This window comes from Enterococcus sp. M190262 (assembly GCF_005843965.1).
GTDB classification, from domain to species: Bacteria; Bacillota; Bacilli; order Lactobacillales; family Enterococcaceae; genus Enterococcus_D; species Enterococcus_D gallinarum.
Genome location: NZ_CP040461.1, coordinates 2,283,619 through 2,305,803 on the forward strand (window position 1 = coordinate 2,283,619; position 22,185 = coordinate 2,305,803).

General features: G+C 40.8%; 19 protein-coding genes and 1 pseudogene. 14 read left to right on the forward strand and 6 right to left on the reverse strand.

All coding sequences use genetic code 11. From position 1 onward, the window contains the following. Window positions 1–141 precede the first annotated feature (141 nt). Genes FE005_RS10680 through mgtE form a run of 4 tightly spaced genes read left to right on the forward strand, consistent with a single transcriptional unit; the run spans window position 142 to window position 3,882 of the window. Window positions 142–795, forward strand: coding sequence for a GTP pyrophosphokinase family protein (locus FE005_RS10680; protein ID WP_138371759.1), 654 nt, complete (start codon window positions 142–144; stop codon window positions 793–795). A gap of 5 nt (window positions 796–800) precedes the next feature. Then, window positions 801–1,598 (forward strand): NAD kinase, encoded by a 798-nt coding sequence (locus FE005_RS10685; RefSeq protein ID WP_029486937.1) that lies wholly within the window; start codon window positions 801–803, stop codon window positions 1,596–1,598. A 5-nt stretch (window positions 1,599–1,603) separates the two neighbouring features. Further along, window positions 1,604–2,503: an RluA family pseudouridine synthase gene (locus FE005_RS10690; RefSeq protein WP_003127040.1), complete on the forward strand. Its 900-nt coding sequence runs from the start codon at window positions 1,604–1,606 to the stop codon at window positions 2,501–2,503. Between the two features lie 14 nt (window positions 2,504–2,517). Continuing rightward, entirely contained in the window at window positions 2,518–3,882 is a 1,365-nt protein-coding gene (gene mgtE, locus FE005_RS10695; protein WP_138371760.1) for a magnesium transporter, read from the forward strand. 124 nt (window positions 3,883–4,006) lie between these two features. Here mgtE and FE005_RS10700 read toward each other — a convergent pair whose 3' ends face one another. Further along, window positions 4,007–4,843, reverse strand: a complete 837-nt coding sequence (locus tag FE005_RS10700; protein WP_003127042.1) for an AraC family transcriptional regulator — start codon at window positions 4,841–4,843, stop codon at window positions 4,007–4,009. Between the two features lie 141 nt (window positions 4,844–4,984). Between FE005_RS10700 and FE005_RS10705 the strand changes: the two genes are divergently transcribed. After that, window positions 4,985–6,736 (forward strand): ABC transporter ATP-binding protein, encoded by a 1,752-nt coding sequence (locus tag FE005_RS10705; RefSeq protein ID WP_003127043.1) that lies wholly within the window; start codon window positions 4,985–4,987, stop codon window positions 6,734–6,736. Next, window positions 6,723–8,504 carry an ABC transporter ATP-binding protein gene (locus FE005_RS10710; RefSeq protein ID WP_138371761.1) on the forward strand — a complete coding sequence of 594 codons (1,782 nt, stop codon included), beginning with the start codon at window positions 6,723–6,725 and terminating at the stop codon, window positions 8,502–8,504. Before FE005_RS10705 ends, FE005_RS10710 begins: the two co-directional genes overlap by 14 nt. A 61-nt stretch (window positions 8,505–8,565) precedes the next feature. Here the strand turns inward: FE005_RS10710 and FE005_RS10715 are convergent, their stop codons facing one another. Continuing rightward, complete coding sequence (locus tag FE005_RS10715) at window positions 8,566–9,210, reverse strand: copper homeostasis protein CutC (protein ID WP_138371762.1); 645 nt, start codon at window positions 9,208–9,210, stop codon at window positions 8,566–8,568. An 88-nt stretch (window positions 9,211–9,298) separates the two neighbouring features. On the opposite strand from FE005_RS10715, the gene FE005_RS10720 reads away from it, so the two are divergent. The 5 genes from FE005_RS10720 (at window position 9,299) to FE005_RS10740 (ending at window position 14,543) form a co-directional block, all read left to right on the forward strand. Further along, on the forward strand, window positions 9,299–10,141 hold the full coding sequence (locus FE005_RS10720; RefSeq protein WP_138371763.1) for a methyltransferase domain-containing protein: 843 nt from the start codon (window positions 9,299–9,301) through the stop codon (window positions 10,139–10,141). 297 nt (window positions 10,142–10,438) lie between these two features. Beyond that, a complete protein-coding gene (gene trmL, locus FE005_RS10725; protein WP_003127047.1) occupies window positions 10,439–10,942 on the forward strand; it encodes a tRNA (uridine(34)/cytosine(34)/5-carboxymethylaminomethyluridine(34)-2'-O)-methyltransferase TrmL in 504 nt (167 codons plus the stop codon). A 27-nt stretch (window positions 10,943–10,969) separates the two neighbouring features. Further along, a complete protein-coding gene (locus FE005_RS10730; protein WP_138371764.1) occupies window positions 10,970–11,623 on the forward strand; it encodes a histidine phosphatase family protein in 654 nt (217 codons plus the stop codon). 17 nt (window positions 11,624–11,640) lie between these two features. After that, complete coding sequence (locus FE005_RS10735) at window positions 11,641–14,217, forward strand: ATP-dependent RecD-like DNA helicase (RefSeq protein WP_138371765.1); 2,577 nt, start codon at window positions 11,641–11,643, stop codon at window positions 14,215–14,217. A gap of 92 nt (window positions 14,218–14,309) precedes the next feature. Next, complete coding sequence (locus FE005_RS10740; protein WP_041119103.1) at window positions 14,310–14,543, forward strand: hypothetical protein; 234 nt, start codon at window positions 14,310–14,312, stop codon at window positions 14,541–14,543. Between the two features lie 49 nt (window positions 14,544–14,592). Here the strand turns inward: FE005_RS10740 and FE005_RS10745 are convergent, their stop codons facing one another. After that, window positions 14,593–15,213 (reverse strand): response regulator transcription factor, encoded by a 621-nt coding sequence (locus FE005_RS10745; protein WP_005472357.1) that lies wholly within the window; start codon window positions 15,211–15,213, stop codon window positions 14,593–14,595. Next, window positions 15,210–16,286: a sensor histidine kinase gene (locus FE005_RS10750; RefSeq protein ID WP_138371766.1), complete on the reverse strand. Its 1,077-nt coding sequence runs from the start codon at window positions 16,284–16,286 to the stop codon at window positions 15,210–15,212. Before FE005_RS10750 ends, FE005_RS10745 begins: the two co-directional genes overlap by 4 nt. A gap of 115 nt (window positions 16,287–16,401) precedes the next feature. Here FE005_RS10750 and FE005_RS10755 point away from each other — a divergent pair, with 115 nt between their 5' ends. Genes FE005_RS10755 through FE005_RS10765 form a run of 3 tightly spaced genes read left to right on the forward strand, consistent with a single transcriptional unit; the run spans window position 16,402 to window position 19,661 of the window. Continuing rightward, window positions 16,402–17,334, forward strand: a complete 933-nt coding sequence (locus FE005_RS10755; RefSeq protein WP_138371767.1) for an ABC transporter ATP-binding protein — start codon at window positions 16,402–16,404, stop codon at window positions 17,332–17,334. A 10-nt stretch (window positions 17,335–17,344) separates the two neighbouring features. Next, the gene (locus tag FE005_RS10760; protein ID WP_138371768.1) at window positions 17,345–18,511 is read left to right on the forward strand and encodes an ABC transporter permease; all 1,167 of its coding nucleotides are present in this window, start codon (window positions 17,345–17,347) and stop codon (window positions 18,509–18,511) included. Continuing rightward, window positions 18,498–19,661 carry an ABC transporter permease gene (locus tag FE005_RS10765; protein ID WP_005472361.1) on the forward strand — a complete coding sequence of 388 codons (1,164 nt, stop codon included), beginning with the start codon at window positions 18,498–18,500 and terminating at the stop codon, window positions 19,659–19,661. The genes FE005_RS10760 and FE005_RS10765 overlap by 14 nt, the downstream gene beginning before the upstream one ends. A 61-nt stretch (window positions 19,662–19,722) precedes the next feature. Here FE005_RS10765 and FE005_RS10770 read toward each other — a convergent pair whose 3' ends face one another. Together FE005_RS10770 and FE005_RS17000 are read right to left on the reverse strand one after the other, a co-directional pair. Continuing rightward, window positions 19,723–20,691 carry a diacylglycerol kinase family protein gene (locus tag FE005_RS10770; protein ID WP_003127064.1) on the reverse strand — a complete coding sequence of 323 codons (969 nt, stop codon included), beginning with the start codon at window positions 20,689–20,691 and terminating at the stop codon, window positions 19,723–19,725. Between the two features lie 597 nt (window positions 20,692–21,288). Next, window positions 21,289–21,558: pseudogene (locus FE005_RS17000) on the reverse strand (YxeA family protein); the annotation flags it as partial. Between the last annotated feature and the right edge of the window lie 627 nt (window positions 21,559–22,185).

Here is a 22,185-nt window from a genome sequence, read left to right on the forward strand (position 1 = left end):
CAAATGAAAACCCTTGGAAGAGTTGAAGCAAAAAAGAGCTCTGTTATTTTTCTTGCAGGTGGCACCGATTGAACATTCTGTTTTCCTTTAAGATTGTGGTAAAATAGAACCGTATGTTATGAAAAGAATCGAGGGATAGAAATGATTCGAGATTGGGAAGATTTTTTGGCACCATATGAACAAGCCGTCTCAGAACTAAAAGTAAAGTTGCGGGGAATCCGCAAACAATATCGAGAACAAAATAAACACGTGCCGATCGAATTTGTCACGGGTCGTGTAAAACCAGTCTATAGTATTTTAACTAAAAGCAAATTGCGGGGAATCCCTTTGGATCGTTTAGAAGAAGAAATGTCAGATATTGCCGGCTTGAGGATCATGTGTCAGTTTGTTGAAGACATCCATCAAGTAGTTGATCTTTTGCGCACCCGACATGATATGAAGGTAATTATTGAAAGAGATTATATTACAAATAAAAAAGCGAGCGGCTATCGTTCCTATCATTTAGTGATCGAGTATCCTGTCCAATTGATCGATGGTGAAAAGATCATTTTAGCAGAGATCCAGATTCGTACATTAGCGATGAACTTCTGGGCAACGATCGAGCATTCACTGAATTATAAATATCAAGGAGAATTTCCAGATGAAATCAGCGAGCGCCTGCGTCGGTCTGCAGAAGCTGCCTACCAATTAGATGAGGAGATGTCGAATATTCGCGAAGAAATCCAAGAAGCGCAACGGCTGTTTTCACATGGGAAAGGCAATCATAAGGAACAGCGGCAGGGGGATGAAGCATGACAGGGATCAAAGTAGCAATTATCAACAATCAAGAAGAAAAGTCGATGCTTGTCACAAAGCGATTAACAGAATTGTTGGCCCAGTCTGATAATACGATTGACCAAGAGAACCCAGAATTGGTTATTTCAGTGGGCGGAGACGGGACACTGTTGTCTGCGTTTCACTTGTTCAGTCATCGCTTAGCAGAGGTTCGTTTTTTGGGGGTCCATACAGGACACCTTGGGTTTTATACCGACTGGCGAGACTATGAATTGGAAGAATTGGTCGATACGTTGTGCAATGATCGTCAAAAGAGTGTGAGCTATCCTTTGCTTGATGTCCGCATCACTTATACCAATGGGAAATCAGACAAACATTTTCTTGCATTGAATGAATCAACGATCAAGCGGGGAAATCGGACAATGGTAGCTGATATTTCAATCAAAGAAGATCTTTTTGAGAAATTTCGTGGAGATGGCTTATCGATTTCGACACCTACAGGCTCAACAGCTTACAACAAAAGCGTGGGAGGGGCAGTATTGCATCCAAGTATCAATGCTTTTCAACTAGCAGAAATCGCTTCTTTAAACAATCGTGTTTTCCGAACGTTAGGGTCACCGATCATTGTCGGAGATCATGAGTGGGTCAAAGTCAAACTACAAGCTAGTACGGACTATCTAGTGACCATTGATCAATTTACGATTGAACAGGAAGAAATCGATGCGATTTATTATCGTATTGCAGACGAACGGATCCACTTTGCCTCCTATCGGCATATGCACTTTTGGAACCGTGTCAAAGATGCGTTTATTGGAGAAATTTAACAGTTATGGAATTTACTTATCATTATGAGCGGCAAGAGCCGCAACAGTTAAAATACTTTTTGAAAGAGCAAGGGATTTCTAAAGGATTGTTGGCAAAAATCAAGTTTCAAGGAGGCAAGATTTTTGTTAATGACCAAAGACAAAATGTCTTGTATTCTTTGGTGCAAAATGATACGGTAACCATTGTGATCCCAGACGAAGGTGAACATGAAACGGTCTTATTAGATGAGACGCCAATCGAGATCGTTTATGAAGACCAGCATCTTTTGATTGTAAACAAACCAGCAGGCATTGCCTCGATCCCGGCTCAATATCATCCTAATGGGACGATGGCTAATCGTGTCAAAGCTTATTATAAACAGCAAGGTTATCAAGATCAGGTCATTCATGTGGTCACTCGCTTAGATCGGGATACATCTGGATTGATGTTGTTTGCCAAGCATGGCTTTGCCCATGCGAAGTTAGATGTTCAGCTGCGGCAAAAGCAATTGATAAAAAAATATCAAGCAATCGTTGCGGGACAGATTCAAGAATTGGCTTCTCACGGAGAAATCACTTATCCGATTGCACGAGATCTCAGTTCATTATTAAAACGAAAAACAAGTTTGGAAGGGAAATCCGCACGTACGGAATATTGGTTGACGAAAAAGGATCAGCAAGTTGCTGTGGTTACGATTCTTCTTCATACCGGTCGTACCCATCAGATTCGCGTTCATTTTGCTGCCATCCATTGTCCATTACTGGGAGATGAACTTTATGGCGGTGCGATGGATCTTGGCATTGATCGTCAGGCCCTTCATTGTTGCGAATTGGCTTTTACCCATCCTTTCAGCGGCAAATCGCTGCATTTTAAAGCAGACTTGCCGGCAGATATGGCATCAATCAAACAAGCAATGAGTGAATAAAAGAGGTGAAGAGATTGGATGAAAATCAAGAACTTAATGAGCGCTTTGAGCAGCTGACTCAGGCGTTGAATGAAACAGATATCCAAAAATTTCGTGAAGTGTTTTTGGATCTGCATATTTATGAGCAGGGACAATTCTACCAATCTCTCGATGAGTCGCAGCGCCAAATCGTTTATACGTACCTTTCACCCAAAGAATTGGCGGATATGTTTGACGTGATCGAAGAAGATGATGAACATATGACAGAGTATCTTTCGGAAATGCGTCCCGGCTATGCGGCTGACATGCTAGCAGAGATGTATACCGACAATGCCGTCGATCTTCTGAATACGTTAGATAAGAAGCAAGTAGCAAAATATTTGAGTTTGATGCCGGCAGAAGATGCTAGTGAAATCAAAGAGCTCCTGCATTATGAAGATGAGACAGCTGGTTCATTGATGACGACAGAGTTTGTTTCGATCGTGGCCAATCAAACGGTACGATCCGCAATGTATGTCCTAAAAAATGCAGCAGATGTCGCCGAAACGATTTACTATATTTATGTCGTCGATACGGACAACAAACTGGTCGGAGTAATCTCTTTGCGGGATTTGATCATCAATGATGATGATACGATGATTGCAGATATTTTGAATGAACGGGTCATGTCCGTGCATGTGGGGGATGATCAGGAAGATGTAGCTCAGACATTCCGGGATTATGACTTTCTAGCTTTGCCAGTTACAGATTACGATGACCATTTATTAGGGATCGTAACTGTCGATGACATCATTGACGTAATCGATGATGAAGCTGCCAGTGACTATTCCGGATTAGCCGGGGTCAACGTGGAAGAAGTCAGTGAAAATCCCCTCAAAGCCTCTTCACGACGCTTGCCATGGCTGATCACATTGCTTTTCTTGGGGATGGCAACAGCAAGCTTGATCAGTCATTATGAAGAGCTTGTAAGTGAAGCAAGTATTTTAGCCGTTTTTATTTCATTGATCACTGGTACAGCAGGGAATGCCGGTACGCAATCTTTAGCGGTTGCGGTCCGCCGTTTGGCCATCTCAGATGATAAAGAAAAAAGCTTTATGCGAACGGTGATCGGTGAAGTCCTCACAGGGTTAGTGACTGGTGCTGTCACCGGTTTAACGATTTTTGCGATCGTGGCTGTCTGGAAACAAAACCCGATCTTAGGTTTTGTTATTGGAATGGCGATGATGTGTGCCATTACGGTAGCGAATCTCGCAGGAAGTCTGATTCCAATGTTAATGGATAAATTAGGCTTTGATCCAGCCGTTGCCAGTGGTCCATTCATTACAACACTTAGTGATTTGACTAGTGTCTTGATTTATTTCAACATTGCTAGCATATTTATGAACTATTTTATTCGTTGAAAAACCTAGGTATTCCTTTCAATCAAAGTAGTTCCATTCATCAAAAGCGAGGCGCCTCTTTTCTATAAGAGACGCCTCGCTTTTTTGTCTTATTCGTATCGATGATGGGACCATGATGGTAAATTTATTTTTGCAACTTGGGAATGACTGACGAAGGAGAAACGCCAAAAAGTTTTTTAAAAGACTTGCTAAAGTGATACGCGTCTTGATAACCAACAGCAGAAGCGACTTCTTTGATCGTGAGTTTCTCGTTTGTCAGCATATCTCTCGCACGTTTTAGCCGGATCTCGATTAAATAATTGATTGGGCTGACTCCAGTAGCCTCTTTAAAAACTTTTGAAAGATAGGTTGGACTGAGAAACTGATCTTGTGCGAGCTTTTCTAAAGTGATTTCTTCTTTATAGTGGTTCTCTAAAAAGTAGATGGTGTAGTTAACGATTTGTTGGTGGCGGCGTTGGCTTTTCGTGAGATAGGGCACCACATTCAGACGTTTGTCGTTTAAGCCTCTTAATATATAGACCAGCATCTCGATAATCAATGCTTTTTGCATTAATTGGAATTCATCTTGCTCCTCATTACTCTCCCGAACGAGCTGCCACGCTTTATCTAAAACTTGGTGGTGGTATTTTCCTAAATCCAGTAACGGTTGCTTGTTGGGGAAAAAGTTGCGTTTAAATCCTTCTAAAGAAATATTCTTTAAGCCAATATGCAGTTGGTGGGAACAAGTCCCTGACTCCTGAAACTCACAATGATTGACACCAGGGTTAAACAACATGATACTGCCTGCCTTGATTTTAGTAGCTGGCGCCTCTTCAAAATAATAATTGCTTTCTCCTTCCAAAACGATACTGATTTCCAAGAAATCATGGTGATGCATTTCTCCATGACTTTCAGACTGTGTCCAAGGATCAAACAAGTAGATGATTTCGGGATTAAAGGTTCTGGGATTTACTAGATTCATTCATTTATCACTCCAATGGTGTCAGAACCTGGTAATTTCAGGTCGACGGCTTCTTAGTAATATTTTACATCAAAATGAGTAAGAAAAACCATTTTAATCGCCTAGTAAATCGCTAAGCTTAACAACGAGAGGGGGAATTAGATGAGTAACACACAATGGATCTGGCGATATGCGAAAAAAAATCGTGGCCGAATCATTTTAGCAATCCTGTTTTTACTTATTAATGCTGCGTTGATCGTCGTCAATCCATATCTAGGGGGAATGGTGATCGATGATGTGATCAATCAGCAGCAAACGCACTTATTGATTCCATTATTACTGATTATGATCGCAACGACAGTGATCCGAACCATTGTCCGCTATGCGTATCAACTATTATTTGAACGAGTTGGACAAAACACGCTCTATCATTTACGAGAAGATTTGTATCACAAACTGCAAGAACTGGATTTTGACTTCTTTAATCATACGCGAGTTGGGGATATTATGGCGCGTATGACAGGGGATACCGATGCTATTCGACACTTTGTTTCTTGGGTGACCTATAATATAGCCGAATGTTTTTTGTGGTTTTTCTCAGCCGTAGTGGTCATGAGTTTTATTGACTGGAAATTGATGCTTGCTTTAGTCGCTGTGACGCCAATCATCTTTCTATTAACGAATCAAATGTCAAAAAAAGCTCATCCATTGTTCTTTGAGATTCGGGAAAGCTTTTCTCGGTTGAATTCGATGGTAGAAGAAAATATTGGTGGCAATCGCGTCGTCAAAGCATTTGCCAGAGAAAATTATGAGATCGACAAGTTTAAAGCGTACAACCAAGATTTCAAGACCCGCAACATGGCTTCTGCCGAAGTATCCCGAACCTATTTGCCATGGTTGGATGGATTAGCCGGAAGTTTGAATGTCATTGCTTTGGTCTTAGGAGGAATCTTTGTGATCAATGGAGACATGACATTAGGTGATCTAGTGGCATTCAACGGGTACCTATGGATGTTGAATAACCCGATGCGAATGAGTGGCTGGCTGATCAATGATGTTCAACGTTTTTCTGCCGCCTGTATCAAGATTCGTCAAATGCTCGCACAAGAGTCGAAAATTCCTGTCCATGAAAAGAAAGCCTTGGAACCAATCAAAGGCTTTGTGGAATTTAAACATGTTTCCTTTCATTTTTCCGATGATCCGGATCAAAATGTTTTGGAAGATGTTAGCTTTAAAATAGGACCTGGGCAAACGTTAGGGATTTTAGGTGAAACCGGCTCTGGTAAAACAACATTGGTCAATCTTGTAGGCCGGTTTTATGATCCTACTGAGGGTGAAGTGCTGATTGATGGCAAAAATGCGAAAGAATATCCGGTCCGCCAAATGCGGGAGAACATTTCAATGGTCATGCAAGATGTATTCTTGTTTTCTAACACGATCTCTGACAATATCGCTTTTGGAAATCCGTTGGCAGACGAAAACTTTATCCGGCAAATGGCGGTGGTAGCGGATGCCGACACCTTTATTTCCCGAATGCCTCAAGGTTATGAAACCATCGTCGGTGAGCGGGGAGTAGGCTTATCCGGTGGCCAAAAACAACGTATTTCATTGGCACGGGCTTTGGCGAAAGATCCATCGATCTTGATTCTTGATGATACCACTTCAGCGGTTGACATGGAGACAGAATCCAAGATCCAACAAGAGCTAACCAAACTAACTGGAGAAAAAACGACTTTCATCATTGCTCATCGGATCTCTTCTGTCCGTGAAGCAGATCAAATTCTGATGATGGAAAAAGGACGCGTGATCGAGCAGGGAACCCACGAAGAACTAGTTGCCAAAAAAGGCAGATACTTCGAGGTATACCAAAAACAATTGGGATTGACTGGAGGTGACGACAATGGCGCGCAATAAATTTGATGTGGATGAAGAACTGGAACAGGAGTTCAGTTGGAAAGACTTTAAACGATTGGCCCGCTATGTCGTCCCTTATAAAGCGAGTATCGGTAAAGTCCTCTTTACGATCATCTTAGCCAATTTGGCGGGAATGCTTGCTCCGGTATTTACAAAAATTGCGATCGATTCAGCTATTCCTGACCAGAATAAAATGCAGCTGTTTTTGATCGGTGCTGCGTTTGTTGTGACACTGCTGATCATTGGACTGTGCATGCGTTACCGGATTTATCATATTACGAATATTGGCCAAGACGTCTTGAAAGACATGCGTTACGATATCTTTGAACATTTACAGCGCTTGCCTTTTTCCTATTTTGATACGCGGCCTCATGGAAAGATTTTGATCCGTGTGGTCAACTATATCAATACACTGAGCGATCTATTAAGCAATGGACTGATCAATCTGATCTCCGATGTTTTCAATGTAGTGATCACACTGATTTTCATGTTAGTCATCGACGTCAAACTGACATTGTATTCATTGGCACTCTTACCGATCTTGTTCGTGATGGTCATGGTGATTAAAAATAAACAGCGCAAAGCTTATCAAGTTTTAAGCAACAAACAGTCGAATCTAAATGCGTATATTCACGAAAGTATCGCTGGTATCAAGATCACTCAATCCTTCGCCCGTGAAGAAGAAAATGCCCAAATTTTTGAAGAAGTCAGCAATGATTACCGTACATCTTGGATGAAAGCTGTCAGAGTCCAATTTTTGATGTGGCCAGGGGTGCAAAACATCTCTGTGATCACTACTTGTCTGATTTACTTTGTTGGTATTCGTCAAATCGGTGTTGATGTCAGTACTGGCACGTTGATTGCTTTTATTAGTTACATCAATAATTTTTGGAATCCAGTAATCAATATCGGAAATTTTTATAATTCACTGATCACGGCAACGGCGTACCTTGAACGGATCTTTGAGACGATGGATGAAGTACCGGATATTGAAGATAAAGCTGATGCGATAGAATTGCCGAGCATCAAAGGGGAAGTGGCTTTCAATCATGTGACTTTCCGTTACGAAGAAGGCAAAAATATCTTGTCTGATGTTAACTTCCAGATTCAGGCAGGAGAAAGTATTGCGTTAGTTGGTCCTACCGGCGCAGGTAAAACGACGATCATCAACTTGTTGAGTCGGTTTTATGATGTGAATGAAGGCAGTGTCAAAGTTGACGGTTATGACGTTCGGGATGTGACCTTGGAATCATTGCGCTCACAAATGGGTGTCATGCTGCAGGATACTTTTATTTTCTCGGGGACGATCATGGAAAATATTCGTTATGGAAATCTGGCAGCAACCGAAGAAGAAATCATCGAAGCTGCAAAAATCGTTCGAGCCCACGAGTTTATCAAGGAGTTGAAAGATGGTTACCACACAGTTGTTGAAGAGCGAGGAAGTACGTTATCCGCAGGGCAACGCCAGTTAATTTCCTTTGCCCGAGCATTACTGGCAGATCCAAAGATATTGATTCTAGACGAAGCAACTTCAAGTATTGATACAAAGACTGAAGAGCTGCTGCAAGAAGGGCTTTTAAAACTTCTGGAAGGCAGGACGTCCTTCATTATTGCCCATCGCCTGTCAACGATCAAAAATTCCGACCGTATTTTTTATGTCGCTGGAGGAAAAATTGCTGAATCGGGCAATCACGACCAGCTGATGGCCTTAAAAGGTCTCTATCATCACTTGTACCAATCACAGTACGATTTGTTGCAGGCGATATGATAAATGGTAGTAGGCTTTGCGCAAAAAAGACATTCGTTTATCAGCGAATGTCTTTTTTTGCTTAATGATCTGTCAAATCAACGATTTTCGTTCCGTGGAGTTCAGAGACACCAAGCTGATCGGCAATTGACTGGGCATTCTTGTATGAAATACCTGCACCTGGTAAAATAATCAAGCGGTCTCCTGCATAGTCGATCAATGCTTTTAACCGTTCTAAGTTCTCTTCGATAGCTGTTCCTACTGGCCCGCCATGTGTGAGGATCCGGTGGACGCCGTGATCAGCAAGCCAATCAATGGCTTCAAATTGGCGAGATTCCGGAATGGTATCAAATGCCATGTGAAAAGTGATCTGTAATCCTTCAGCTGTATCAATCAGAAGTTCCAGTGCTTCCTCATCGAGCCAGCCGTTCGGTGTCAGACAGCCAAAGACCACACCATCAGTTCCTAATTTCTTGGCTTCGATCAAATCGGTGTGCATGATTTTTAACTCGATGTCATTATAAACAAAATCACCGCCTCTTGGTCGAATCATTGTCATGATCGGTACACTTTTTTCACCAGCGTAACTCAGTGCTTCTTCAATCACACCCGTGCTAGGTGTGGTCCCGCCGACAGCCAAATTGTCGCATAACTCGATCCGTTTTGCTCCTCGGCCGATCGCTAATGGGATCATCGTATAATTTTCGGCACAAAATTCTTTTAACATCTGTTTCCCTCCGTTTTTCAGCTGTTATTCTATACTAGCATTTTACCATAAGTCTATGCTAAAGTAAGAAAGAGAAGAGGGATTTGATATGTTAAAAAAAATCGATCGTGGGCGACTTTTTCTTGAGGCCCATAGCGACTTATTTGAGTGTCCATTGTGTCATCAGCAGGTCTTTGCCAATGAGAGTGGACTGATTTGTCTGAATCGTCATCGTTTTGATCTTTCAAAAAAGGGTACTTTATTTTTTTTGGATCATCCTGTGAAAACGGAGTATGATCAAGGAATGTTTGTTCCTCGAAGTCGGATGATCCAAAGTGGGATGTATCATCCAGTCTTAGAGGCCATCTCCCACCAGATTGAACAATCCGAAAACATTTTAGATATTGGTTGTGGGGAAGGCAGCTTTCTTGCCCAATTATTAGCCGGACAAGAAAAAACGGCAGTAGGATTTGACATTGCCAAGGAAGGCGTCTATTTGGCAACCAATCATGCTGCTTCTGCCTTTTGGTGTGTCGCAGATCTCACGAATCTTCCTTTTGCCTTCGCTAGTTTTGATACGATTTTGAATTTATTTTCGCCTTCCAATTATCAGGAATTCGACCGCATCTTGAAGCCGGGCGGACAAGTGATCAAAGTTGTGCCAGCAGCAGGCTACCTTAAAGAGCTGCGGCAAGCTTTTTATCCAGATGATTCTGCAAAACAAGTCTATTCTAATGAACGTGTCGTTGATAAATTTTTTGCAAAATATCCGCAAGCGAGCCGAGAACGGATTTGTTATCCATTCTCAATCCCAGAAGACCGGCGACTGGACTTGTTGGCGATGTCGCCATTGGAGTGGGGTGCGTCAAACGAGCAAATAGCAAAAGTTCGGGAAAACCCGTTACACGAAATAACAGTCGATATTGAGTTGTTAGTCGCGAAAGTTTCTTGAAAAATTTTTGAACTTTTTTGTTATTTACCCTTGCAATCATGTCATGGGAGTGATATATTGTTCTCAAGTCATTTTTCATTGGTTTTTATCAGGTTCCTGTTCTGATAAAAGTTAGTGAAAAGAGCTTCACTAACGTAACGACTCGCAGTGATTGACACCGAGTTGGTACGTTTTTTTTTATGCTCAAAGTTTCAGTAAATCAGATAGAAGTTCGCAAAACGATTTTCGTTAAAATATGGTACTATAGAATCTATTGAGAGACAATTGGCTCGAACCAATTGAAAGGAGTCTTACCAGATGAATCACATTGTTTTATTTGAACCACAAATTCCTGCCAATACCGGCAATATCGCTCGGACTTGCGCGGCCACCAATACACATTTACACCTAATTGAGCCATTAGGCTTTTCAACAGATGACAAGCATTTGAAGCGTGCTGGACTTGATTACTGGCATGATGTTCATATTACTTATCACAAAGATTTAGCGGCATTTATGTCCTTTTTAGGTGATCGTCCACTGTACCTGATCTCTAAGTTTGCCAATCGTGTCTATTCTGAAGTAGATTATACGACTCATGAAGACCAATTTTTCCTTTTTGGGAAGGAAACAACTGGATTGCCTGAAACATTCATGCGCGAACATGCGGACAAATGTTTACGAATTCCAATGAATGATGCCCATGTCCGATCATTGAATTTATCTAACACTGCCGCGTTGATTATTTATGAAGCTTTACGGCAACAAGGATTTCCAGAGCTAGAATTGACTCATCACTACGATAATGACAAATTAGATTAGATAAAATCGATAGGAGAGACTTGTTCGATGCAATTATATTTTACTCGTCATGGCAAAACAGAATGGAATCAAGCACGACGATTTCAAGGAATGATGGGCGATTCACCATTGTTGCCTGAAAGTTATCAGGAGATCCAGCTTTTGGGTGACGCAATCGCAAATGTTCCTTTTGAAAAAATCTATTCAAGTACCTCGTTACGTGCCCGTACAACCGCACAAGGGATAGTGGAAAGATTAAAGCAACCAGTCGAGATTGTTTATACAGAAGGATTACGTGAACTTGGACTAGGCGATTTAGAAGGGCAGTTCATTGATGAAATGCAGGCAAAATACCCGCAAGAACTGGCTGATTTGCGCCACCATCTTGACCGTTATGACCCAACGATATTTCAAGGAGAGCCCATCGAAGATGCCCTGAAGCGCATTGAAACAGTGGTGATGACTGCTGTGCAAGCCCACAATGGTCCGTTACTTTTTGTCGGTCATGGGGCCTCATTGACGGCAGCTATCCAATGGTTGACCGGAAAAGAATTGGCACAATTGCGGGAACAAGGTGGTCTTGTTAATAATAGCTTGACCATTTTAGAGACAGGAGCAGATAAACAATTGCCTTTTGAGATGACCTGTTGGAATGATGCAAGTTTTCTAAAAAATCAAGACAGTTTAGATGCCTTACTATAGGTGAAAGGAGCGGCGTCGTGAATCCAGAAAGAACATTTTTTGTCGGCCATGTTGCCGCGATCTTTTTTCAAAATCCTAGCAATTTCTATAAGGTACTTTTAGTCAAAGTGACAGAAAATAATGCGGATTACAAAGAATCTGAGATCGTCGTCACTGGAAGCTTCGGTGAGATCCAAGAAGAGGAGAGTTACCGATTCTACGGTGAGTTAGTCAATCATCCCAAATATGGCGTCCAATTAAAAGTGGACAGCTATCAGCAAGAACAACCTACATCAGAGCAAGGTCTGATCAATTATCTTTCAGGAGAGAAGTTTCCTGGTATCGGTAAGAAGACGGCTGAAAAAATTGTGGGGCTTCTAGGAGACCAGGCGATCGATCGCATGTTAGAGGACCCGGAATTGTTGGAGCAAATTCCTGGATTGAATGAAAGCAAGCGAAAAATGATTCTTGATACGGTTCGACTCAATCATGGGATGGATCAAGTGATCGTTGGTTTAAGCCGCTATGGATTTGGTAGTCAGCTTTCTTTTGCCATTTACCAAGCATACAAAAATGAAGCATTAGAGATCATCCAAGAAAATCCTTATCAATTAGTCGAAGATATTGAAGGGATTGGCTTCAAACGGGCAGATAACATCGCCGATCAATTAGGAATTGAAGCCACCTCGCCCCAGCGCTATCGTGTGGCAGTTTTGCACCAGATTTTTGCCCAATCTTTACAGACTGGGAACACGTATATTCACGCACAAGATTTGCTCGAGCAAACACTTCGGTTGTTGGAAACGAGTCGACCCATCGAAATTCCACCGGATGACTTGGCAAATACGATTATTGGATTGGTAGAAGAAGGCAAGATCCAACAAGAAGAAACGAAGTTGTATGAAAACAGTCTCTATTTTTCAGAGTGGGGGATCGCCAATTCGATCCAACGATTATTAGCTCGCAAAAAAGAAATCAACTACCCCAAAAAAACAGTTGAAAAAACACTGCGAAAAATCGAGAAGCGATTAGGGATCGTCTATGGATCTTCCCAAGAAGAAGCCATCAAAGAAGCCATCCATTCCCCATTATTTATTTTGACTGGCGGACCTGGAACAGGGAAAACGACAGTAATCAATGGGATCGTTCAATTATTTGCTGAATTGAATGATCTTGATTTAGATCCCGCAAAATACACGGAAGAAATGTTCCCCATCTTGTTGGCAGCTCCTACAGGTAGGGCAGCCAAACGGATGAATGAGACGACGGGACTTCCCAGTGGGACGATTCATCGTTTGCTTGGGCTTAACGGCCGTGAGAAGACGCCTAGTGTCGCTGCGAAAGAACTTGAAGGCGGTTTGTTGATTGTTGATGAAATGTCGATGGTGGATACGTGGTTGGCTAATACATTGTTCAAATCGATCCCTACAAATATGCAAGTTATTTTTGTTGGCGACAAAGACCAACTGCCTTCAGTAGGACCAGGACAAGTGCTGCATGATCTTTTAGAAATCGAACAGATTCCAAAACAAGAATTGACCGAGATCTATCGTCAAGGAGATGGGTCAAGCATCATTCCATTGGCTCATGCGATAAAAAATGGGCAACTGCCTGCAGACTTTACCCAAAATCAAAGAGATCGCTCTTTCTTTGCTTGTGATGCTTACAAAATTGAACCGTTGATCGCACAAATCGTGCAACGGGCGAAAGCGAAAGGCTTCACACCGCAAGACATTCAAGTTCTAGCGCCAATGTACCGCGGAGCAGCAGGGATCGATGCACTAAACAAGATGATGCAGGAAATCTTTAATCCAAACGATGGGACCAAAAAAGAAGTCACTTGGAATGAAACAGTCTACCGGATCGGAGATAAAGTTTTGCAGCTGGTCAATTCGCCAGAAGACAATGTTTTCAATGGGGATATGGGACAAATCGTCGGCATTATTCCTGCCAAACAGTCAGAAGACAAAGTGGACGAATTAGTGATCCAATTCGATGCCACAGAAGTTACCTATAAGCGAAATGAATGGAATAAAATCACATTATCCTATTGCTGCTCGATCCATAAAGCGCAAGGAAGCGAGTTCAAAATGGTGATCATGCCGATGGTTCATCAATACCAACGAATGCTGCAACGAAATTTACTCTATACGGCAGTGACCCGCAGCAAAGAGCTGTTGATTTTATTAGGAGAACCCCAAGCTTATCAAACATGTGTGACACATGAGTCCGCCACTCGACTGACTACCTTGCAAGAGCGGATCAACGGCAGCGACGAGATGACACCTTTGCAACGTCAAAGGTTGGCACAGTTTGAAGAAGCAGATGATCCTTTCTCAGAGTCTAACTCACAGACAACAGCCACAATGAAAAGTGAAAAGAAAACAGATACTGCCCGTGAGCCGGTGAGCAGTAAGCAGTCGGTTCAGAAACAGGAACTTGATTTGTTTGCCACAACACCGAGTGAATCCATCATCGAAGAAACACTACCGGAAGGAACTATCTCAAAAGAACCGCTTTCGAGAGAATTGACAATCGAAATGGTTCAAAAAAATGTGGTTGATCCAATGATTGGGATGGAAAATCTTTCTCCATATGATTTTCTCGTCTCTTAAAAAAGAATTTTTTACAGTTAATGAAAATGAGCGCTTTCTTTTGGTTTTTTAGCGAAACATGCTAAGCTAATACCAAAAGGAGGCGTTTTCAAATGGCGAAAGAAACAGATGACAAATTAGAAAAATTAGCAAAAGAATCCAGCAATAACTTCAAGAAATTGGATGAGTTGGAGAAAGAATACAAACTTGATGAAAGTCCAGATGCCGAAAACGAGCAAGGAGAGGAAACCGGGTTAGAGAAAAAATTAGACAAAGTTCCGCCAGTTTGGGCACCAAACACAAATCCGACTAACCCAACCAATCCGAATAGTTCAGGAAGCATTTAAGGCTGAAATCAAAAAAACGCGTAAGAGGAGATTGCCTCTTACGTGTTTTTTATTGTAAATGCTGGTAATAATAAATGGCTAACTGGGTACGATCCCGAAGTTCTAATTTTTCTAATAACTTACTGATATAATTGCGGACCGTTCCTTCGCTGAGAAACAACGCTTGCGCAATTTCTTTATTGTTTTTTCCAGTGGCAATTTCCTTCAAGATCATTTTTTCTCGTTCTGAGAAATGAGTAGTCAAATAAGAGTCATTATTTTTTAACAGTGTAGGAAACTTCGTGACGATTTCAGCGCCAAACACTGCTTGGCCATTGTATGCAGCTTTGATAGAGGGTACAATAGCCGAAAGATTTTGCTTGATGAGATAGCCTTTGACTCCGAGATCCAAAGCTTCTCGTATATAGGCATCATCATCAAAAGTAGTTAAGAGTAAAATGACGGCATTCGGATCCCGGGTTAAAATCTTGCGAGCAGCATCTAATCCAGTCCCATCGGGCATCCGAATATCTGTTAGTATAATCGCAGGTTTTCTTTCTTCGTACAATGCAACTGCTTCTTTGGCACAATGACCAATGCCTGTTACCTCAATTTCGTTTGAAACTTCCAAGATGGTTTTTAATGATGCGGTAACTAGGGGATCGTCATCGATGATTACTACTTGGATCATTGGTCCTCCTCCTTAGGTAAAATAATCGTAAGTTGAAATAAATTCTCTTTTTCAAGGGCATGGAGTTGTCCGTTTACCTGGTTGATTCGCTGGCGCATCGTCTGCAAACCGATCCCGTGGGTGTGATTGAGCCTATCCTTTGGTTTGTCATTCTTGATTTGTAATCGATGAAAAGCAGGTAGTTGTTTAAAATCGCAAGTCACTTTTGTTGCTTGACTGTGCTTCATGACGTTGGTCAAGGCTTCTTTTATGATCGTGATTAGGACAGTTTGTTGTGTTTGAGAGAGAATACTTGGCGGTGTTCCTATTACCTCAACTGTACAAAATTGAAAGTCTGATAGCAAAAGATCTAATGCTTCTGGAAAAGGAAGCGAGTGATGATGTAAATCGTGAACACTTTCTCGGATGCGGTCCATACCCAAGTTCATGGTTCGGTTCAATTGATCCAATGGTAAGTGAAGTTGCTTATTTTGATTAATTGCTTGAATGGCACCTAATTGTAAGATGGCACTTGAAAGCAGATGACCAACATTATCATGGATATCACGAGCGATTCGATTCCGCTCTTCAGCGATCTGTAAGGCGACTTCTGTTTCTTGAGAGCTTTTAAGGTAGTCGTTTTGCTCACGCAATCGGCTCTCATTTTCCCAATTGGCATCTTGAGTCGAGTTGAATTTTTTTTGTAACGAATGAAATTCAAAACTATTGTTTCGCAAGTAAGAAGCAGAGTAGACCAAAAGCATCAGTATAATCCGTATCGGCCAAGAAGGAACCAAGGAAAATAAGAGTATACAAAGAATGAGCAGGAGGATCTTTTCTTGCTTTTCACCAATCTGGGCTGAACGAAAGACGCATGGGAAAAAATAGCTATAAATTGGCCAAACCAAACTAAGACCTATCAAAATGCCCAATGCCAGCCACGTTCCTTTTTTGAATAGCAGACAGAGACCACTTAAGATGATTGTCGTCAAAAGATAAATTAAGTCTAGGGCTTGGAAGCCATTCAGGGACATTAGCCCTCCACAGAGAAGAAAATAAAAAACAACCTCATTAATCGACAATGGTTTATTCATATCTGGCTCCTAAATAATGACAAATGTCATTTTTGTTTTGGCGTATCCTCACTAGTTATTCTTTTCGCTTTTTATTATAGTCAGAATAAGAAGTGTTTGGAAAGGAGTTTTTTCGATGATTATTGAAATTGATAACTTGGTAAAACGTTATGGTGATTTTCTCGCATTGAATCATTTTAATTTGCAAGTCAGGGAAGGTGAAGTTCTCGGGCTTTTAGGACCTAATGGAAGCGGCAAATCAACAGCTATCAACTGTATGTTGTCCTTATTATCTTTTGATAAAGGGACTATTAAATTGTTCGGGGAAAAAATGTCACCGATAAGTTATGAAATAAAGCAAAAAATTGGCGTCGTTCCGCAAGATATCGCTGTATTTGAAGAGTTGACTGTCTACGACAATGTTGATTACTTCTGTGGTCTGTATGTTGCTGACAAGAAGAAGCGGAAACTATTGATCGAGGAAGTCATTTCGCTTGTGGGATTAGAAGAGTTCAAAGGATTCTATCCAAAACAATTAAGTGGTGGCTTGAAACGGCGTTTAAACATTGCTTGTGGCATTGCCCATAAACCACAACTGATTTTTCTTGATGAACCAACTGTTGCCGTGGATCCCCAAAGTCGGAACAAAATTTTGGACAGTATCAAAAAGTTGAATCAGCAAGGTGCAACAATTGTTTATACGACTCATTATATGGAGGAAGTCGAAATACTTTGTGATCAGATTGTGATTATGGATCAGGGACAAGTCATCGCGAAAGGAACAAAAGAAGAGTTGAAGGACATGGTTCGAAGTACGGAAAATCTTGTGATCGATATCCCTTTACTTCCAGATACAGCGATCGAATTTATCAAGTCATTGCCTCAAGTTCTTGAAACTGCCTATGATAAAGAGCGTTTGACGATCACAGCCAAAAAGATGAAAGAGATTCTTTTACCAGTACTAAGCTATTTGGAGGATGAACATATCGCATTTACTAAGATTCACACAGGAGAAGCAACATTAAACGATGTGTTTCTGGAAATTACCGGTAAAGAATTAAGAGACTAGGAGGGAGATTATGTTTGGACACTTATATCGGTATCGCTTGAACGTTTTAGTTCGTAATAATTCCTTACTATTTTGGACATTGATCTTCCCGATTTTATTAGGGTTGATGTTTTCTGTAGCATTTAGCGAGATTGATCAAGCGGGAACGATCGAAACGATTCCCGTTGGGATTATCAAAGAAGAACAAAATCAGAAAACAAATGAGGGACAACTGACTCAGCAAGTCGCATTTATGAATGTTTTGAAGCAAACAAAGTCTGGTGGAGAACCATTGTTTTCACTACAAGAAGTCTCTCCTCAAGAGGCTGAAAAACGATTAGATGCAGGGGATCTTGCTGGATATTATTCCTTTGAACAGTCATCGATCCAATTGGCTATTGCACGTACCGGTCTTTCTCAAACCATTCTAAAAAACATGATGGACCGATTTTTACAAAATACTGACCTGGCCAATAAGTTGGTGGCAATTGACTCTACTTTGACAGAAGACCAGCTCACATCTTTTCTAGTTGGAGAATCTTTTGTTCAGCAAGAAAATCAGACTAGAAACATGAGTATCAAAAGTTTTTATTTCTTTACCTTGGTGGGAATGGCTATTTTGTATGGATTCATGTGGGGGGTCAGAAACGCCCAAGACCAGCAAGCAAATCAGTCTTCCAAAGGGATTCGCCTTTCGATCATCCCTCGAAACCGATTGCTGGTTTTTTCAGCAAATATCCTTGCTGGATTCACGATATTTTTCTTAGAAGTTTTAGTGATTCTAAGTGTTTTTCATTTTATTTATCAAGTCGACTTCGGAAACCGCTGGCAGTGGTTATTCGTCCTATCCGCTTTGGGTGCATTGAATGCATTATTATTAGGGAATTTGGTTGGGAATTTGTTTCCTAATATGGGGCTGGCACAAAAAGAAGGATTGGGTGTGGCTGTTACAATGGCGATGAGTTTTTTTGCTGGTATGATGGGCTCCCAAGATATCAAATACTGGATCGATCTGCACATTTCGGTGCTAGGAAAACTGAATCTTGTCAACTTAATTAGTGAGAGTTTCTATCAGCTCTATTTTTATCGCTCACTAGAGGATTTCTATTTGAATCTTTTCTGGTTAGTAGCCTTTATGGTTATCTTAGCCTTTAGTAATCTAATGTTTGAAAGGAGGGTTCAATATGTCGCTGTATAAAGCCGTTTTGAAAATTTTAAAAGCGAACAAAACAAATTTGTTGATTGCAGTCATTGTAACTGTGATCATCACCTTCTTCTATGCGCAAAATACAGCAGCACCGGATGCAAAATTGGATCGGGGGACAATGACCATTGTTACAGAAGACAACTCCGCATTAAGTAAAGCACTGATTGACTATTTAAAAGAAGAACAAACGGTTGTGGAATTGTCTGATAAGAGCCAAAAATCGATTGATGATGCGCTGTATTTTGGAAAAATCGACTATGTTTTATTTTTGCCTAAAGATTTTACTACGAATATTGAAGCAGGTGTACCGTCAGCAATCGATGCACAATCTCGTCCCGATGCTTTTGCTAAAACATTGATTGAAGGGCAAGTAGATACCTTTTTGTCGACTTATACGGCTTTTTATCATGTAACTGGCAATAGGGAAGAGGCATTGAAAAATACGCAATCTACTTTGGCCGCAAATGGCGAAGTAACGATTAGTCGTGGATACAGTGAACGGATGAACCAGCAATTCGGCAGCTTAGTATTCAATGCACTTGCTTACGGTTTGTTTCTTTCTATTTTTAGTGGCTATGGAGTGGTCAATCTAGTGTTCAATCGGAAAGAAATCCGGAATCGCAATCAAGTATCTCCTTTATCAACACGGCGGTTGAACCGAGCCGTTTCTATTGGTATGTTGGGGTATTCACTGCTTCTGACTAGTTGTTTTACAGCGGGATTACTCCTATTTACTCGTAGCACGTGGTCCGTCATGACCGGCTATCTAGTGATTAATCTTTTGTGTTTTTTCTTGCCGATTGTCACATTTTCAACGTGTGTTACGTCATTTGTCAAAAATAGTGAGGCGTTGAATGGAATTTCGAATGTGTATATTATGGGAAGCTGTTTTTTAGGGGGAGTTTTTGTTTCATCAGATTTTTTACCAGACTTTATTAGTAAGATCGCTTCTTTTACACCGACTTATTGGTTTGTACAAAACAATCAATTGATTGGGAACACCCTCTCAGTGAATGCGGATTTCATTACGAAATTCTGGTTGAACTGCTTGATATTGGTCTTATTTGCCTGTGCCTTTTTGATAATACAGTTCGTTTTGAAAAAAGACAGCCGCTGGTTTAATCAAAAAAGGGTTGCATGAGTCATAAAAAAATGATGCCGCTGACTCAACAGCTGCATCGTTTTTTCTTCTCTCACTATTTCTAACTCCATATCAATTGTTTGGTAGTGGTTATGGTGATATCAAATGGCCGCTTACCCATTTCTTCGCCGTCTTCTTGACCATGCTGTGGTACTGTGGAGACGATTCGGAGCTTATTCGTAGATAAATGATGGAAGTAGCGAGATCTCATTTGTTTCTTGCGGGTTAGTAAGGCTAAAAGCCAAAAAATTTTGAACAAAGCGACTCGCTCAACGAGAACGAAATCGATCTTATCTTCGTTGAGGTTTGCTGTAGGTGCGATCGCCACACCGCCACCGAAGTAGGGGTGATTTGTCGTTGTGCACAAGAAAGCCTTTGTAAAATTCAATTGTTTTCCATTGGTTTCTACCAGGATGGGAAATCCTTTTTGCCGGAACAAGACATTCACTACTGCGGACAAGTAGGCAAATGAACCTAAATTGAACTTGTTTAAGTTTGATTTCGCAGCAGAATGATTTGCTGCGTAAACGATCGATGCATCTAATCCAATACCGATATTGTTGATTGCGAACCCAGTTTCATCTTGGATTTGATCATGATACTTGATGATCGTAACCGATTGAGGAGTAGCGGTCCCAGCGATTTTCCAAAATACTTGCTCTGGTTCCTTAGGTAAACGCATTCCTCTGGCAAAGTCATTCCCTGATCCTGCCGGAATGTAGCCTAGTGGAATATTTTTTTCTGATTCTTGAAGGGAGGAAACTACTTGATGTAAGGTGCCATCGCCACCGATCACCACCAGTAAAGGGTAAAGCATTTCTGAATTTTCTCGATAGATGTCATCCCATGGCAACAATACTTGTGCCAGTAAAGAAGTAGTAAGTTCCTGTTCTTGCCCGGCATATTCTGTATAGTAGAACTGATGGGGAAAACGCCGCTTCTTGACGATTGCTTCAATTTTTTTGGCTACTTTTAGGCCACGTCCACTGCCTGCTTCAGGGTTAACAACAAAATGATAATAATATTTCATACAATAAATGCTCCATCTAATCTAAAATCAATGCTGTTTATTATAGCACGATTGCTGACAAGTTTGGCTAGTGATGCTTAACTATTTTTTGACAAAAAAATAGATTCGACGAAAGGTACGTAACAACAAGCTACTATTTTCGCTGTTGTTTTTGTGATCTAAGGTTCTTATGTCCACTATGATCACATCCGTATTGCTCACATTCGCCGAATCCTATTCAATTAGTAAGGAGTAACTCAAATTCCCACATCCTTTGTCTGTTTTTCTAAGTTGACAACAATTCTTTTCTTGCAGATCCTTCATCGTCTGCTTTACTGGGAATCCTTGCTCCTTACACTTATAGTATAGCACGAAAACGGATAGAAGCAACCGCTTACATGGTCTTTGTCACTATCTTTAGATAAATTTAAAGATATCAAAAGATAGCACTCTTGAACTTATTAGCCATTAAGTCGATGAACAATGAAGGTGTACGATTCCCCTCATAAGCAAACAGGAACTTAGAGGAAAATGAACAATTGAACGATTCACAGACATCAAGTTTACATGAAGTTGGTTTGACGAATAAAGAGACGGATGTCCGTCTCTTTGAGTTCTTTATCCAAGTTTATTCAATATAGCTGATGGAACATCATTAGGCGAGACTTCTTCCCATCCCATTACTCCTTTATGATTATTTACATGTAATACAAGGTATGCATTCTCTTTTAGTGGCTTGTCTCCATAGGAATTAAAAGACACATCTTTTTCATTATTGTCTGATGTATAGCTAGCTAAGTTGTACTTGTATCTAAAGTGTTCTCTCCCGCTACCTCTACCAATCGAAACGCGTTCCCCTTTCGAAGTTATCTTAGTGTAGTAATCTGTCGTTCCATAAGATTGCTCATATCAGAACCAGCCTCCACCCATCAGAAGAAGGGTTACTACAGTAAAAGATAATAGTTTTTTCATATAAAATCATTCCTTTCGAGGGATAGATTACATCTATGAATAATGAAATAAATCAATCTAAAGGCTGAGAATAAGCAAACAAAATTGTAAGGAGGACAATGAGAATTAGTAGGAGAGGAAGAACAGAATGAATTGCGAGCAAATAAATACTCAATGCTCGTCTTTGGCCTGTTTTGCTGGAAGATTCCTATTCAAAGCAGAACCACCGTTTTAATGGTTATGTATTTAAAATATTCTAGTCATTTCCGGTATCTTTTTCAGCCTCGCTGATAGATAGATCGTTCCTCTTTCTTTTTTGTTGATTTTAACACTTTGCTATTTGACAAGTGGGTTGCTTTAGAAGGAGATTGTACGACCTTGTTACTGAAGAACAGCTTGGGGGAAAATAGGTTTTTAGACTTTCATCCACAAAACATCCACATGAATTCTCCAATTTAATTGGACAATGGAAATCAATAAGAACCAAATCAATAATGTAAGCTTGATAAATCAGTAATCTTCTGTATAATAATTATTTGTGCGTAACGCATCGCGGTTCATCAA

Bases quoted from the DNA above. Each gene is read 5' to 3' on its own strand.
- FE005_RS10720 (WP_138371763.1), top strand. From the start codon at position 9,299: ATGTTAAAAAAAATCGATCGTGGGCGACTTTTTCTTGAGGCCCATAGC.
- FE005_RS10690 (WP_003127040.1), top strand. From the start codon at position 1,604: ATGGAATTTACTTATCATTATGAGCGGCAAGAGCCGCAACAGTTAAAA.
- FE005_RS10700 (WP_003127042.1), bottom strand. From the start codon at position 4,843: ATGAATCTAGTAAATCCCAGAACCTTTAATCCCGAAATCATCTACTTG.
- FE005_RS10770 (WP_003127064.1), bottom strand. From the start codon at position 20,691: ATGAAATATTATTATCATTTTGTTGTTAACCCTGAAGCAGGCAGTGGA.
- trmL (WP_003127047.1), top strand. From the start codon at position 10,439: ATGAATCACATTGTTTTATTTGAACCACAAATTCCTGCCAATACCGGC.
- FE005_RS10680 (WP_138371759.1), top strand. From the start codon at position 142: ATGATTCGAGATTGGGAAGATTTTTTGGCACCATATGAACAAGCCGTC.
- FE005_RS10710 (WP_138371761.1), top strand. From the start codon at position 6,723: ATGGCGCGCAATAAATTTGATGTGGATGAAGAACTGGAACAGGAGTTC.
- FE005_RS10745 (WP_005472357.1), bottom strand. From the start codon at position 15,213: ATGATCCAAGTAGTAATCATCGATGACGATCCCCTAGTTACCGCATCA.
- FE005_RS10755 (WP_138371767.1), top strand. From the start codon at position 16,402: ATGATTATTGAAATTGATAACTTGGTAAAACGTTATGGTGATTTTCTC.
- FE005_RS10730 (WP_138371764.1), top strand. From the start codon at position 10,970: ATGCAATTATATTTTACTCGTCATGGCAAAACAGAATGGAATCAAGCA.
- FE005_RS10750 (WP_138371766.1), bottom strand. From the start codon at position 16,286: ATGAATAAACCATTGTCGATTAATGAGGTTGTTTTTTATTTTCTTCTC.
- FE005_RS10760 (WP_138371768.1), top strand. From the start codon at position 17,345: ATGTTTGGACACTTATATCGGTATCGCTTGAACGTTTTAGTTCGTAAT.
- FE005_RS10765 (WP_005472361.1), top strand. From the start codon at position 18,498: ATGTCGCTGTATAAAGCCGTTTTGAAAATTTTAAAAGCGAACAAAACA.
- FE005_RS10705 (WP_003127043.1), top strand. From the start codon at position 4,985: ATGAGTAACACACAATGGATCTGGCGATATGCGAAAAAAAATCGTGGC.
- FE005_RS10740 (WP_041119103.1), top strand. From the start codon at position 14,310: ATGGCGAAAGAAACAGATGACAAATTAGAAAAATTAGCAAAAGAATCC.
- FE005_RS10715 (WP_138371762.1), bottom strand. From the start codon at position 9,210: ATGTTAAAAGAATTTTGTGCCGAAAATTATACGATGATCCCATTAGCG.